Annotated in this window: 15 protein-coding genes; 13 read left to right on the forward strand and 2 right to left on the reverse strand. The window is 31.6% G+C overall.

Annotated features, from left to right (window positions below; genetic code table 4):
- The gene (locus GvMRE_RS00940) at window positions 1-876 is read right to left on the reverse strand and encodes a 5'-3' exonuclease (protein WP_147409426.1); all 876 of its coding nucleotides are present in this window, start codon (window positions 874-876) and stop codon (window positions 1-3) included.
- Window positions 877-989: 113 nt separating this feature from the next.
- Here GvMRE_RS00940 and GvMRE_RS00945 point away from each other — a divergent pair, with 113 nt between their 5' ends.
- The 9 genes from GvMRE_RS00945 to GvMRE_RS00980 all read left to right on the forward strand — a co-directional run bounded on the left by GvMRE_RS00945 (window position 990) and on the right by GvMRE_RS00980 (window position 9,649).
- Window positions 990-3,272, forward strand: a complete 2,283-nt coding sequence (locus GvMRE_RS00945) for a S16 family serine protease (protein ID WP_147409427.1) — start codon at window positions 990-992, stop codon at window positions 3,270-3,272.
- A 42-nt stretch (window positions 3,273-3,314) separates the two neighbouring features.
- Window positions 3,315-4,241 (forward strand): hypothetical protein, encoded by a 927-nt coding sequence (locus tag GvMRE_RS00950; RefSeq protein WP_147409428.1) that lies wholly within the window; start codon window positions 3,315-3,317, stop codon window positions 4,239-4,241.
- Window positions 4,242-4,275: 34 nt separating this feature from the next.
- Window positions 4,276-4,593 (forward strand): AAA family ATPase, encoded by a 318-nt coding sequence (locus GvMRE_RS00955; protein WP_147409429.1) that lies wholly within the window; start codon window positions 4,276-4,278, stop codon window positions 4,591-4,593.
- 51 nt (window positions 4,594-4,644) lie between these two features.
- Window positions 4,645-5,154 (forward strand): hypothetical protein, encoded by a 510-nt coding sequence (locus GvMRE_RS00960; RefSeq protein ID WP_147409430.1) that lies wholly within the window; start codon window positions 4,645-4,647, stop codon window positions 5,152-5,154.
- Window positions 5,155-5,192: 38 nt separating this feature from the next.
- The gene (locus GvMRE_RS00965; RefSeq protein WP_147409431.1) at window positions 5,193-6,350 is read left to right on the forward strand and encodes a leucine-rich repeat domain-containing protein; all 1,158 of its coding nucleotides are present in this window, start codon (window positions 5,193-5,195) and stop codon (window positions 6,348-6,350) included.
- Between the two features lies 1 nt (window position 6,351).
- Entirely contained in the window at window positions 6,352-6,807 is a 456-nt protein-coding gene (locus GvMRE_RS00970) for a GatB/YqeY domain-containing protein (RefSeq protein WP_147409432.1), read from the forward strand.
- Between the two features lie 1,257 nt (window positions 6,808-8,064).
- Window positions 8,065-8,649: a GTP-binding protein gene (locus GvMRE_RS00975; protein WP_147409433.1), complete on the forward strand. Its 585-nt coding sequence runs from the start codon at window positions 8,065-8,067 to the stop codon at window positions 8,647-8,649.
- A 20-nt stretch (window positions 8,650-8,669) separates the two neighbouring features.
- Complete coding sequence (locus tag GvMRE_RS13330; protein ID WP_172575194.1) at window positions 8,670-8,840, forward strand: hypothetical protein; 171 nt, start codon at window positions 8,670-8,672, stop codon at window positions 8,838-8,840.
- Window positions 8,841-8,977: 137 nt separating this feature from the next.
- Window positions 8,978-9,649, forward strand: coding sequence for a hypothetical protein (locus GvMRE_RS00980; RefSeq protein WP_147409434.1), 672 nt, complete (start codon window positions 8,978-8,980; stop codon window positions 9,647-9,649).
- 37 nt (window positions 9,650-9,686) lie between these two features.
- On the opposite strand, the gene GvMRE_RS00985 is transcribed toward GvMRE_RS00980, so the two are convergent.
- The gene (locus tag GvMRE_RS00985; protein WP_147409435.1) at window positions 9,687-10,094 is read right to left on the reverse strand and encodes a hypothetical protein; all 408 of its coding nucleotides are present in this window, start codon (window positions 10,092-10,094) and stop codon (window positions 9,687-9,689) included.
- Window positions 10,095-10,278: 184 nt separating this feature from the next.
- Here GvMRE_RS00985 and GvMRE_RS00990 point away from each other — a divergent pair, with 184 nt between their 5' ends.
- The 4 genes from GvMRE_RS00990 to GvMRE_RS01005 all read left to right on the forward strand — a co-directional run bounded on the left by GvMRE_RS00990 (window position 10,279) and on the right by GvMRE_RS01005 (window position 15,438).
- Complete coding sequence (locus GvMRE_RS00990; RefSeq protein WP_147409436.1) at window positions 10,279-11,004, forward strand: hypothetical protein; 726 nt, start codon at window positions 10,279-10,281, stop codon at window positions 11,002-11,004.
- A gap of 25 nt (window positions 11,005-11,029) precedes the next feature.
- Window positions 11,030-12,175: a class I tRNA ligase family protein gene (locus tag GvMRE_RS00995; protein WP_172575195.1), complete on the forward strand. Its 1,146-nt coding sequence runs from the start codon at window positions 11,030-11,032 to the stop codon at window positions 12,173-12,175.
- A gap of 44 nt (window positions 12,176-12,219) precedes the next feature.
- Window positions 12,220-13,794, forward strand: coding sequence for a leucine--tRNA ligase (leuS, locus tag GvMRE_RS01000; protein ID WP_147409438.1), 1,575 nt, complete (start codon window positions 12,220-12,222; stop codon window positions 13,792-13,794).
- Between the two features lie 75 nt (window positions 13,795-13,869).
- Window positions 13,870-15,438, forward strand: a complete 1,569-nt coding sequence (locus GvMRE_RS01005; protein WP_147409439.1) for a hypothetical protein — start codon at window positions 13,870-13,872, stop codon at window positions 15,436-15,438.
- Window positions 15,439-15,442 lie beyond the last annotated feature (4 nt).

Raw genomic sequence — 15,442 nt, forward strand, 5'->3', positions numbered from 1 at the left:
TTATTCGCCACTTAATAATTTCAGAACGCTCTTAAATTCAGACTTTTGGCAAAATTCAATTAAATTTTGATTACTTTTTCATTGATTTCAATTAAAATCACACTGTTCTCAACTAATTGGCAAAACTAAATCATCTTTTAAAGTAATTAACTGTTTATTTTGAAAAACTAATTCTTGATCTTTGGTTAATAATTCTTGAATTTTTGGAGGTAATTGTTGACTATTTTGATAAAGTTTCTCAATTGTGCCAAAATTTTGAATTAATTGCTGAGCCGTTTTCGGGCCGATTCCGCCAACTCCTTGAACATTATCAACTTGGTCTCCTATTAAGCAAAGATAATCAATATAATTATGAGGGGAGAAGTTATATTCTTGCCAAAAATCTTGTTCAGTAAAAGCCAAAATTTCTCCTTGCACATACTTGTAAATTTTTACCTGTGGAGAAAGTAATTGCATTAAATCTTTGTCTTGAGAAAAAATGACAAAGTTGTAATCAGAATGAAGTTGCTCGTTTTGGGCAAGAAAAGAAGCAATTAAATCGTCAGCTTCAAAATTGGCTAGTTGTATCAGAGGAACATCACTTTGTGCCAATAAATCTTGGAGAATTTTTATTTGTTGAAGCAATTTCGGTGGAGTAACTAAGCGATTTTTTTTGTAATCTGGGTAAATCTGGTGACGGAAATTAACTTTGGTGCTATCAAAAACAACTAACAATTTCTGATAATCATTTCCCCGAAGCAGACTAATTAACACTCGGAGGAAAATAAAAACTGCTTTTAATTCACTTTCTCAAAGTAAATGTTGAGAAGCGTGATAACAACGATGGAGTAAATTATTCCCATCAATGAGGAGAAAAATTTTTAATTCTTTTTCCATAAGTTTATATTTAACCTTTTTAGTTCTTTGAATTTAAATTAGAAAATAATATAATATAATATCCACTTTGGGGCAAAAATCAAATAAAAAAAGATAAAAATCTTAATATAAATATGTTCAAAAGTTTCCTTTTTCATCGTTGAACCAAAACCATTCTCCGAATAACTAATTTAATTTTTGGAGTAATTTTTTTGTTTTTGCTGAGTTATAAGTTTAGAGATTATAATAAAACTGCTAAATTAGATGTTTCTTTTTTGCCACTTATTTTTTTTCTAATTCTTGCTTATTTTTATTATTTATTTACGGAATGATTAATTAAAAAAATCACTACTTATCAATTAGACCAAAACCAACTTTTCCAAGTTCTCCAAGAAAAAAAACTGACAGTAGAAGGGCAAGAATACCAAGTAGAAAAAATTGCCCATCTCCAAGTTCGCTTTCATAGCCGAATGGTGAATTTTCAAGGAATTTTAATTATTCCCCAAGAGGACGATTATTTAAAACTTAATTTTTTGGCTAATTCTTCCTTGGACTATTATAAACAGCAACTATTTAATTATTTACAAGGAATTTCTTGGCAAATTCAAGGAAAAAAACAACTTTCATGAGTGCGGATTTGCTTTCATTTAGCCTTATTAACTTTCTTTTTCGGCTATTTATTTACTATTGCTCCTAAGATTATCCATGAAGCAGCCCGACGACACCAACAACAAGGGCAAAAGGAACCAGCGGGAGAACCAAGCGGCGAAGATGGAGGAGGAATGGATTGAGAAGGAGAAGACAAAGCTGCTCATTATCTTCAGCGTTTAAATAATGAACCTTTTCCTCCCCAAGCCAAAAAAAATATTAAAGCAAAAATTTCCGAATATAAAAAAGCCTATTTTCAAGAAAAAATAAGTTTAGAAGAACAATTGCGAGAAATATTTTCGCTTCCTTGATCACAAACTACAACGGAAAATCAAGATTTAGCAGTTGCCAAAAAAGAATTAGACCGAGAGCATTTTGGCTTAGAAGAAGTTAAACAACGAATTTTGAATTATTTGGCCGGCAAAAAAAGAGCCGGAGAAAAACAAGTTCAGATACTTTGTTTGGTTGGTCCAGCCGGCACGGGAAAAACTTCTCTTGCTAAGTCTATTGCCAAAGCGATGGGGAGAAAATACGTAAAAATCTCGGTGGGAGGAGTAAGTGATGAAGGGCAAATTCGTGGTCACCGACGAACTTATATCGGCTCTATGCCCGGAGAAATTATTAAAGGTATGAAAGAAGCCGGAGTCAAAAATCCGGTGTTTTTAATTGATGAAGTAGACAAAATTAACACGATTATGAGTTTTCATGGTAATCCAGCTTCAGCCCTTTTAGAAATTTTAGACCCCGAGCAAAATAAAAATTTTAAAGACAACTATCTGGAAATCCCTTATGACTTGTCCCAAGTATTTTTTATTTGCACTGCCAACTGAATTCAAAATATTCCGGGTCCTTTACTAGACCGCATGGATGTTATTGAACTACCTCCTTATACTACTCTGGATAAAGTTAAAGCAGCCAAAACTCACTTAATTCCCTCAATTTTAGAAAATTATAAGTTAACTAACGACCAGTTAACTTTCACTGATGAAGCCATTGAAGAAATTGTTAAATTTTACGTTTTTACTGGTGGTATGCGACAAACGATTAAACTTTTTAATTCAATTGTTTGTGCTTTTGTTTACAAGCAAGAAACAGAAAACTTAAAAAACGAGACGATTAATTTAAAAAAAGTTCGTCAATATCTCGGATCGTCAATAATCAGTGAAGATTCGGATGATTACCATCAATCAGGAATAGTTAAAGGATTAGCCGTGAGTGAAGCAGGAGGAAGTGTTTTAAGAATAGAAGCAAGTTGTTTTCCAGTCAAAGGAAAAGAAGGTAAATTAATTGAACCAACTGGCAATTTAGGCAAAATAATGGGTGAATCAGTCAAAAAAACTTATTATTATTTATTAAATAATTACCAAAAATTTGGTCTAACCGAAGAAATTATTAAAGGAAATGATATTTTTCTTGACTTTCCCAAAGGAGCAGTCCCAAAAGATGGTCCCAGTGCCGGAATTGCGATAACTACGGCCATTCTTTCATCTTTAACTGGAAAAGTTTTCCCTAGCAATTATGCTATGACCGGAGAAATTACCTCCAAAGGGAAAGTTTTAGAAATTGGCGGCTTAAAGGAAAAACTAACCGCTGCTTATGAAGATAAATTAATTGATACTGTGTTTATACCTCGTGGAAATAAAAGACATTTAGAAGAAATTCCTACTGAAATTAAAAGAAAATTAAAAATTATTCCTGTGGATAACTTTGCTGATGTGTGAAAAGAAATAAAAACTAATATTGGCAATGATAATATACTAAATGATTAAAAAAAAATTGTAAAATTTTCTTCGCACTAAATTAATAATATTATGAAGAATAATGAATTTAAACCAGACATAAAAAAAACTTATCAAGAGTGTTTTCAAGAATTAGCAACCAAGCAGGAAACAATAAACATTCAAGAAATCTCGGCACAACTTAAACAACAGATTCCCACTGATTTTATTCAGTTAGAAACTAGTGCCGGAAATTATTGTGGTTCTACTAACCCAAAGTGGAAAAATAAGCCTTTATGTGAAAGATACGGCTTTGATTATGAGGAAGAATGAATACAAATAGATATCCCCCATAATTTAATGGAAAAATTAGAATTAACAAAGGGCAAAGATATTCCTTATCCCATTTATATTAGCCCGAAAGTAGCCGAAAGAGAGCCTACTTTTGGAGGAATTACTATTGATAGTGAGGAAGAAATAGTTATAGGACGAAAAATTGTAGTGAAAGAAAGAGGAGTACAGACAGAATTAAATAACAAAAAAGTTGAGGAAGAAGCAAAAAAAATTGAAGAACTAACATTTGCCAATAATAATTTAAAAACTGAAAACCAAAAATTAAAACAAATATTAGAAGTTTATCGTAAGTCTGATGCTCTTTCTTTTGATAATTTGGAACCAAGTAAACTGATTGAAATCTTAAAACAGCATCCGGAGCCTCTTTATCATTTATTTTATACTAGACAAACAGAGGGAGAAGAAGAAATTGACCTTTCTACTGTTAGCAACAATTTTAGCAAGACCTCTTGTTTATACTTTGGAGTATTAGGAAAAGGAAAAATAAAACTTAATTTGAACCAAGAACAGCATAAAAATTTTGCTTCTATGAATAGAAAAGCACCAACCGATTTTATGGCAGCAATCATTAAAAAACTTTATGCTGACAAAAATATTGAATTAGTTGAAAAGTTAAATGAGAAAGAAAGAATTAAAAATATATATTATGATAACGAAAGGAAATAAAAGTAGTTAGTTAAAACTATATATATATATATATATGAATTTGATAATTTTTATAGGCGTCCCGGGATGTGGAAAGTCTAGTGCCGCTCGGGAAGTAGCGAAAAAGTGAAATCTAGGCATATCTTCGTGAAAAGAAATAGTGGTTAACGAAAATGGTTCCGGTTTTTTTGAACCAGAACAAGGAGATTGACCAGAATTTGCTACGGCTCAATCAGAACATTTAGACGATTTTTCCATGATGACGTGGTTTCGGGCTATTCACGTCCCTTTTCTTTACAAAGCAAAAAAAATAAGTGAGGAAGGAAAAACTGCTATTGTTGATAGTTATTTTGATAAGTTAACGTATTCTTAACTTGGCAAAGAACCATGACTAATGCAACCGGATAATAAATACTTTAACATAATGAAACAAATTTGCGAACTTGATAGAGAAGAAATACCGAACCCTGATTACTTGATTTTTGTAAAAGTAGACCAACAAATTCTTACAGAATTTTTAAAAAGGCGAGGGCGAGAGAGCGATTCGGCTCCAGAATACACAGCCAGTGCTATAGGCTTTCAAGAACGATTATTGGCCGAAACAGAAAAATTATGCCAAGAAAAGGGCATAAAATTAATTGTTTTTCAGCAAGAAATTTCTTCCCCGCAAATAGTTGCTGATAAAATTATTGCTGAATTAAAATCCCGCGGTCTAGATGGCAAGTCTTCTTCTCAATCTCGTTCCTTGCCGGTAAGCAAAGATTCTAAAATTTCTCCTCAGCAGTCAACTTCAACCCAAAATAATAACGAAAAGCAATGATACGAAAAAGCCTTTTACTGACCAGTGTGAACAGGTGTTATTCTTATTTCTTCTTTGGTAGCCTTTTATTGCTGAGGAAAGAAAAAAAATGATAGAAAAAAAAGTAAAGATTAATGTTAAACATTTAAAATAAGTTTAAAATTATAATTACTATGACTACATTACAAGAATGATTAAATAAGAAATACCCCACTTTGAAGGCTAAGAAAAGAGTGGAAAGTATTAATATTGGAGAAGTAAACCGAGAAAGAGAAAAGCAAGGCGTTACTGAATTACTAGAAGGAGGAGAGTTAGATTTAAGCAAATATATTAAAGTTGAATATATTTATCTTGATATGGATATGAACGAACCTTCATTAAAAACTCCGCTTACTAAACTAATTTTGGGAGAAAAGAAAAACTTAGAATCATTTTATTGTCGTAACAACCAGATTTCTTCTCTAGATCTTTCAGGTAGCCTAGCTTTGACAGAGTCTGTTGACTTTTCCGGTAATCCAATCACTAGCCTAAAACTTCCTCCAGGATGAAAAGAAATGGTCTGAGAAGAGATTAGAGATAGTATTGAACCTCAAATACTAGGTCTAGAAAGATTAATTGATACCTCGGATTTAGATGATTGGGCAGAAAATTATGATGAAAGCAAAGTAGGTGATGTTGAGCATCATAAATTCCTTGGCAAGAAAGCAGGAACGTTTACTTATCTTGACTGCACAGCTCTCAATAATCTCGGCAACAAAGTAATTGCTCGTAAATTAATCATTCTCTGGCGTTTATTAACTGATGAAAACGACCAGCTTTATGGAAAAGAAATTTATGAAAAGGAGATGAATGAACTAGCCGAAGGATTTCAAATGCGTGATAAAATGAATGAATTAGATAAGGATTTTTATGAAATGTCACTTGGAAGAAGAGAAGTCCGAGAGCAACAGCAAGAAGCCGTCAACAAAGTCCTTTCGGGAGACGCTGAGTTATTAAGTAGATTGCAGGGTCTATCTTGTTTAACCCCTGAATATAAACTAATAATCAGTCTCCAATCTCAAAATAAAATCCTAGAAGCCGAAAAAGCTTCTGCTTATAATGATTTTTCTACTGAATATGCCAAATCAATAGAGGATTTTTACCGAAACCAAGGAACAAATATAGTTGGTAATTACCAAGAACATATCGGTTATTTTCGAAAACTAAAAGAACAAATTAAAGCAAAAGACCAACAAATCCAAGAACTAGAAAGAAAAGTTTCTCAATTAGAAATTAACCAATTACAAACAGAAGCCAAAATAGTAGAAAATAGTCCTCTTAGGAAAGATTAAAATGATAAAAAAAGAAAATAATCTTTTGTTTTCTGCTCAGGAATATGAAAATTGAGCCACTTTTTTTTTAAATTATTTGAATCCTTATTTTTCCGACGAAAACTTTTCTCTTTTTCAAAAAAGATGAAAATCTTACTGAAAACTTTTTCAATTATGAAAAGAAAAAAAATTAGAAACTGATGAAATTAAAAATACCGTGGAACAATTAATTACTACTAAAAAATCGCTTGCTTATTTAATTAAAAAATACCAAAAAAAAGAAATAACTGATAATTCTCTCATTTTTTCTGAATTAGAAAAGTTATGAGACGCTGATTTGGTTAAAAAATACTCTTTGAAACCCCAAAAAATCCAAAATTTCCTGCTCGGACAAATAAAAAAGCAATTTCCCGATTTGGATATGAGAAAAATTAATGAAATAATTAGTGAATTTATTAATAAGCAACAAAAAAGTTAAATGTACAATGTTAACGCATTATGATGTATTAAGTCATCATGAATTAATTTTATTTTTTTACTTGGCGGTGGGTAAACTTCGGTAGATAATCGTTTTTTTGGCATTTTATTAGTATTTTTAGTAAGGCATGACAAAACAAACTTTTTTCTTGACAAAATGTAAAATTTGTATAACAATAATTTCTCTTTTTGGCAAATTTATTTTACTTTTCTATTCCCACGATGGGAATACAACAAAAACTTATAGATGAAACTTAAACTTTATTTAACCATAACTGTCACGACAAAAAAAACTTAAAAAAAATAAACCCCTAACGGGGAAAATATAAAAACAAAAAAGATAAAATAACGAAAGAAAAATGAAATGAAACAAAGAAAATACAAATTTAAAAAATCCTAACAAGAAAAAAAACACATGCTAGCAATAAACGGCTAACTAATAAGGACTAAAAAAAACTTGCTAGGAATAACGAATAAAAATAAGTAATAAAAAGAAGAAGAATAAATTTAAAAAAAAAAAATAATAGTTGAAACAAAAAAAAATTTTAATCTAGATTTTTGTGAATAAAGAAGCATTGCCCAAGAGGGAGTTTGAGATTTACGCAGTTTATTTTTGATTTTTTGAAGAGAAAGGAAAAAAAATAATTTGATAAGTAATCAGAGCAATCAAGTAAAGAAAAAAGCAAATAGAAAAGACAAGAGAATAATTCCTATAATTCCAAGTAAAATATTAGAAGAAATTTTCTCGATAATTACCGGTGTGTAATACATATAAAAAATTTGGGGCAGAGGAGAAAAAAATTTATTTGCTTACTTTTTTTATTCAATAAAACCTTATTTTTTTACCACAAAGGTGAAGAAAAGACCAAAGCCACCAATTCCTCTACCGCAACTTCTTTCTAAAAAGTTCCAAAACTTTCTTCAAAATTCCATGAAACTTACGCCAGCAAGCACGCATTTTTTCTTGAAAGTTCCATTTGCTAAAAATAACCTGCATCAAAATGCCAAGTATTTCATTTAACAATGGGAAAAATTTAAGAGATAAATAATCAGCCGAATAATTTATTATTATCGGTGAATGAGAAATTGAGAAACTAATTATTGAAATTCTTTTGGTAAACTAGGCAGTTTGAAAAAATATTTAAAATGCTGAAATTATTTGATTTTCAAGAATATAAAGGAGGACACAAAACGAGTTTTATGAAATCTAATTAAAAATCTGTAAATGAAAAAACTTAAAAACCTTAACAAATAAATTATGCTCGCTAAAACTGAAAAAATTAGAAACTTTTCCATTATTGCTCATATTGATCATGGCAAATCTACCCTTGCTGACCGCATTTTAGAATTAACTAACTTCAAAAATAGCAAACAAATACTTGAAAGAGTTTTAGATAGTTTAGCCTTGGAGAAGGAAAAAGGCATTACTATTAAACTAAATGCGGTTCAGTTATATTATCCTCCGGAAAGTTCAGAGCCTTATGTTTTAAATTTAATTGACACTCCGGGACATTTTGATTTTCATTATGAAGTTTCTCGCTCCTTGGCTACTTGCGAAGGAGTTATTTTGTTAGTAGACTCCATTAAAGGCATTCAAGCCCAAACTTTAACTTATTATGAAATTGCTCGGCAACAAGGATTAAAAATCATTCCGGTCATTAACAAAATTGATTTGCCGCACGCCCAGATAGAAAAAGTTCAAAATCAATTAATAGAACTTTTAAATTGCTCTCGGGAAAATATTTGCTTAATTTCGGCCAAAACTGGCAAAAATGTGGATTTATTGTTGGAAAAAATTATTACTGAAATTCCTTCTCCTTTGGAAAGAAAAGTTAAGTCGTAAACAGAAAAATTAATATTATCATGAATGAACATTTTTCTTTTACTCTTCTTCCTCCTTCTGCTCTGGGACTGCCCGATACTTGAACTGAGGACGAAAAAAAGTATCTGACTTTTTTTGTTTTTAACGAAGTAGATATTACAAATGAAAATTATGTGGATTATGGAAAAAAACGAAAAATCATTTTTTCTTAGCTGGCAACAAAGGGGCTATAATTCCTTATTTAATTATTCCTGACGATAATTCAGCAATAGTTAACCAAATTAAAAATAGAAAAGAAGACGATATTTTTATTACTTCTCTGGAAAATTTACAGTTTAAACCGAATTTTATGGATGAATATGAAGGAAAAGGACGTCAACCCGATTATGCCAATGGCTTTTTAGTAAAAGATACTAGCAAATTAGAAAAACAAACTAGCAGTGATTATTCTTTTCCGGAAATTACTTTTAAAGTGATTAATCAGCGTAAATTAGGATTTGTAATAGGACTTAATTATGAAGAAAGTTTTTCCAAATATGGCAGTTATAAACATGAATTAGAAATCGAACCTTTAAATTTAGGAATTGAAGGGATGCCACCCATTACCAAAATCATTTTTGGGTTTGCTGACCCAGTTCAAATTCCTCTTTACACGCCACTAACTAAATTTAAATTGTATAAAAGCAACATTTTAACAGAGTCGGTGGAAAAACAATTTACTATGCGAATTAAAAGTTTAAAATTGTCACAAAATAATAGTGCTTTATCTTTTTACTGCGACCATGATTTCGAATGAGATAGTTTTCAAGAAGTAAAAGAGCAGCCTAGCAAAAATAATCAATTGCCGACAGATAGCCAAACAGAAGAAAGTAATAAAAGTAATAATAATTCAGCAGAAATGAGTAAAGGGCTCTCAACTGGTACTAAAATTGGCATAGCAGCAGGGATTATTATTTTAACTTTTTTAGTAATAATTAGTATTTTTATGCTGGTGAAGAGTAAAAAAAGCAATAAAAAATAGAAGTTTATTTGCTTCACTTTTTAATGAAAGAAAAAAACTAATTAGATTTTACTTTTTTTCTTTTTCGCCAAACAATAAAAGCAATTATGCCGATAACTATAAGAGAAATTAAACTTCCAACTAAAATTTTCCCTTCAGTATTTCACTGATTATTTTTAAATATTATCTTTGTTTCACCTATAATCTCAACCGGCTTTTGCTGAGGCATAAATTTCCCTTGGCTAACTCCTGCTGCTCAAACTCTATCTCCGAATCAGCCTTTTTTTGGCTTAATACTTATAACGAATTTATGCTCTCTTTCACCTAAATTAAAAACTACTGTTTTGCTAGTTTCTTTTTCTCATTCTATATTAAATGTTTCTGTTTTTTCTAAATTGTAGATTTTTTCGTTTTGGTCTTTAACTTGGAGTTGGATAATTAACTCTCTCTCTGTTTTTTTTATCAATTTTTCCCATATAGTTGTTTTTATGAGAAATGTTAAAAATAATTATGAATTTAAAAAAGGATTAAAAAAATCAGCACAAAAATAATGCTAAAATTTAATTATGAAAGAAAACTCTAATTTAGCCAGACAAGAAAAAACATTTATTTATGGTAAAGTACTTAGCGATTAGTCCTTATAGTCAGGAATGTTTAGAGTAGGAGTATGTTTTTACGACCACGAACAAGAAAATTACCGCTTTTTTACGTGGGGAGAAACAAACACCGAAAATATTATAAGTTTAATTAGCGAGAAAATTAAAGAATATGAAGTAGAAAAAGTTATTTTTGCTCAGCCAAGGAGTAGCACTAAAATAGTTAAGAAAAGTTTTGCTTCTTTGGCTTTAACAACTGATTTTCAAGTGGTATCAAAAGAAATAGTCCAGGAAATTAACTCTTTACTTAATAAAGGAATATATTCAATTACTAATTTGGAGAGAAAAAGTGGCTTTTGGCATGTTAAAGAGCAAAGAATACTCACTTCGCCACAGTTAATTGCTTATCTTGCTTTGGTTCACTATTTAGAAAAGGAAAGCGGTCAGAAGTTAGTTCAAGAAAATGAAACTCCTCAACCATTTGAAAAAGAAAAAAATTATGATAAACAGCCACCTATCATATTTGCTGGCAAAATAGTTAAGTGTGAGGAACATATTGTAAAAAAAGGAGCAAACAAAGGAAGCCCCTTTTACTCTTTACTAATAGAGCATAATAATAGTGAAATTCCGTGCCCCGCAAGTATAGTTGTTTTTCATGGTTTATTAAGAGATAAAACAGTTTGACCGCAATTGACTAGTAAAGAGTGTTTAAATAGAGTTTATACTTTTCACTGTTGAGGTGATGGAAAAGGTTTCAGCCTTTCTTTTTGGGAAAAGTAGAAATGGAAAAAGTAAAAAAGCAAGAATGAATAATAAGAAAGAAAATAACATAAATTCGTTAGAAAAAAAAAATCCTTGACCTGCTACTCTTTATGTTGAAGGTCAAGACCAATTTCGTGGTTGGTTTAATTCCTCACTAATCACTTCGGTCATATTTACCGGCAAAGCACCTTATCAGCAAGTAGTAACTCATGGTTTTGTAGTAGACGAAAGAGGTAAAAAAATGTCAAAATCCTTAGGAAATATTATTGAACCTAGCGAAGTTATTGAAAAATTTGGAGTTGATGTTATTCGTTTATGAGTAGCCAGTGCGGATTTTACTAAAGAAGTAAAAATTAGTGTTCCTTTATTGCAAGAAATTCAAGGTAACTATCAAAAAATTCGTAATACTTGTCGCTTCCTTTTGGCTAATCTTGCCACCTTAACCAGTGAAAAACAGTTAGTTGAAGAATTAGAGCCAGTGGACGAATGAGTTTTAAATAAATTAAATAAACTAGTTGATTATAGTCAAGAAAATTACCAGAAATATAATTTTAACTTAATTTACCAAACTCTTTTACATTTTTGTGTCAATGATTTAAGTTCTTTTTACTTCGAAATTAGCAAAGACAGTTTATATTGCGATAATTTAGAAAGCCCAAGGAGAAAGCAAATTATTATAGTTCTTTATTATCTTTTAATTGGATTATTAAAAATTATTACTCCTTTGCTACCTTTTCTAGCAGAGGAAATATACGAAAATATTCCTTTTAAGTTTGGTTATGCCCAAGAAAAAAGCGTGATGTTTTTGCCTGATTCTCGGTTTCCATTACCCAGCGGAGAGCAAAATTTAAAATTAATTGAGGATTTTCTTTTATTGCGCCAAGAAGTTTTTTCAGCCTTAGAAAAGGCCAGGCAAACCAAAATAATTCACACTAATTCCCAAGCCCGGGTCTTTGTTGTTCCAAAAAAAGAGTCAAAAACTTCTCAATTTTCTTCACTTAATTTGGCTCGTTTGCTGTTGATTGCTCAGATAGAATTTACAGAAAAAACTTCCCAAACTGATTTTTACGAAGAACAAAATTATTGGATAAAAGTAGTAAAAACTTCAGCCGCTCGTTGTGTTCGTTGCTGAAATTATGAAGAATTAAAAGAAGAAATTTGCTCTCGTTGTTGAAAAGTGCTTAACTAAATTTTAAAATAAGAGTGCTGGGTTTTTTCTCTAAAAAATTAAATATGACTCATTATTCATGTCAAGAAATCGAGAAAAAATGACAAGAGTATTGAACCAAAAATAGCACTTTTTTTACTAATTTAACCGATAAGACCAAACCAAAAAAATATATTTTAGCCATGTTTCCTTATCCGTCGGGCAGTGGTTTGCATGTCGGGCATATTCGTAACTATACTATTACTGACACTTTGGCTCGTTTTTATCGCTTAAAAGGCTATAATGTTCTCATGCCAATTGGTTGGGATGCTTTTGGTTTACCAGCCGAGCAATACGCTATCCAAACTAATCATCATCCAGTTACCTTTACTAATACTAATATCCAAAATTTCAAAAAACAACTATTAAGAATGGGCTTTTCTTATGATTGAAGTAAGGAAATAAATACCAGCGAACCCGCTTATTACCATTGAACGCAATGGATTTTCTGCCAAATCTATCGCCAAGGATTAGCTGAATATAAAGAAATACCGGTTTATTGATGCGAAAAATTAGGCACGGTGCTGGCTAATGAGGAAATAAAGACCATTGACAACAAAAAAGTTTCGGAACGCGGAAATTTCCCAGTGGTAGAAAAGAATATCCCCCAATGAGTTTTAAAAATTACTCAATATGCTCCCCAATTATTAGCAAATTTAGCCGGATTAGACTGACCGAACAGCATTAAAACTTTACAAAAAAACTGGATTGGTCTTAATCAAGGCACTTTTGTTAACTTCCCCCTAACAGATAAAAATTTGACTATTACTGTTTTCACCAAAAGCCCACAAACTCTTTATGGAGTAACTGCTCTGGCTTTATCGGTTAATCATCCTCTTATCGCTCAAATTTCCTCTCCTGACAGGCAAATTAAAATAAACGATTTCTGTGCTACTTGAAAAGATAAAGAAAGCCAAGAAATATACGGAGAATTTACGGGAAACTACGTTCAACATCCTTTAACTAATGAAAAATTACCCATTTGAATAACTAACTTTGTTATAAGTGAATATGGAACAGGGGCGGTAATGATTAATGCTTTTTCTCCGGAAATATTTGAATATCAAGAAATTCCCGATTTTGTCAGCGAAAAAGAATTAAAACAGAATAAACAAATTGACTATACTTTTGCGACAAAATACAATTTACCAATAAAAAAAATTTTTCAAATAGACAAACAAGGGGAGAAAATAAGCGGTCGTTTTATTAATTCGCCTTTAATTAATAATTTAGATAGCAAAGAAAAAGCAATTGAGATTATAAATGAAAATTTGGAAAAAACGCAAAAAGGTCACAAAGGCAAATTTTATCATTTAAGAGACTGAATTTTTTCTCGTCAAAGATATTGAGGTGAACCGATTCCGGTTATTCACTGAGAAAATAACCAAAAAGAACTTTTATCCGAAAAAGAATTGCCTTTAATTCTCCCACCTTTAAATGACTTCACTCCTAACCCTCTTTATTATTCTCCTTTACAGAAAACAGAAAAATGAGTAAATGTTGAAAATAAAAACGGTCTAAAAGGAAAAAGAGATGTTAATGTCATGCCCCAGTGAGCGGGTTCTTGTTGATATTATATTGCTTTTCTTATTAAAAATTAATTCTAAAAAATTTCATAAAAAAATAAATGATATGAAAAATTAATATTATAAAATATATATATGAGGTAAATTATTATGAAGAATAAATTTAAAAAAAATGAAAATATAAAAAATCAACAAGTATTAAATAGTGAACAAGATATTGATGAAGGGGTAGCAGAAAGTTATTACTTAGAAAATGAAGCATGGGGTGATATCAGTGTCTCTAGGGGTTATGGTCCGGCTCGAATTTACTTAGATTGCTCTAGGTGTTCTGCACACTATGGGGCTCCTTCTCCTATTACACCATGTCCTGTTTGTGGACACTACACCTATCCTCCGTGTAAAGAATGCAAAAAAACTATAGCAGGGTCAGATGGTTATTGCAGTAAGCACAGCAGGAGCAATGCTAGTTCTTCTCGTTCTAGTAGCAGTAGTTATACCCCTTCGCCAACTTATTATTGTGCTAATGGATGTGGTAGCATCGTAAGTTATTCAGGAAATTATTGCTATCAGCATTCTAATCAATGTTCTTCTTGTTCAACAAGAATTCCGAGTGGACAAAGTTATTGTTCTAGTCACCAACCTTCTTGTCGTGGTTGTGGAATAAGCCTTTCTTCTTCAACATCTTATTGTTCAGCAACAGCTTGTCAAAAGGTGCAACAAAATCAGAACACAATTAATAGTTTACAAAGTCAATTGAATACAGAGAGGACAGCAAGACAGACTGCTGAGCAACAGCGTGATGCTCGTCCTAATATCACTAACGCTCAATGAACCCAAGTCCAGCAAGCCCAAGTAGATTTAACCGACCTCGAAACTATTGGCGAAAGATTAGTAAATGCTTTTAATGAGGCTGAAAGAACAAGAATTCAAGCAGAAACAGAAAGAGACAATTTACAAACCCAATTAGGAACTGCTAATCAAACTATTGAAAATGCACGAAATCATTTGGGCGTTGTTGATTTAACCAATTTGCCGGAAATGGAAATGCACGGCAACACACTCCAACAAGCGATAACAAAAGCCCAAGAACGCGACACCATAGAAGGTGAACGTGATGCTGCTATAACCGAACGAGACAACGCTCGCACAGAACGGGATACGGCTCGTCGGAACCTCACAACGGTTAACAACACTATCACCACTGCCCAAACTCATTTAGGAGTAACCAATTTAGGAGACGACTTAACTACGCATCTTAATGGTCAAACTTTGCCGGAAATCATTGAAGAAGTAAGAAGATTGAGAGAGCAAAATAACCAACCTCGTAATCAAGAGTTACAAAACCAAATTCAAGAACTTCAAGAGCAATTAGCCGACTTTGAAATTTTACCCCTTGGAGAAAGAATCAGAGTTCAAAGGAGATATTTGGAAAGATTAACAAATAATGCTAGAAATAGAATAAATAATAATTTACACAACAACAATTTAGAACGACTTTTAAGGGCACAAATAGCACTTGCTCGAGGAGATAATCAATTTGCTCAAGAGATGTTAGATGATCTTAGACAAGAAATATTAAACAGCACACAGTTAACCAAACAGGAAATCAATAGGCTACTTCAAGCCAGAATAAAACTAACCAGATTAGAAAATCAACAACAAGAACAACAAGAACAACAAGCAAATATCCAGGTGCCACCACCGGGAAGAAATAATTAGGAGG

Source organism: endosymbiont GvMRE of Glomus versiforme (genome assembly GCF_003546845.1).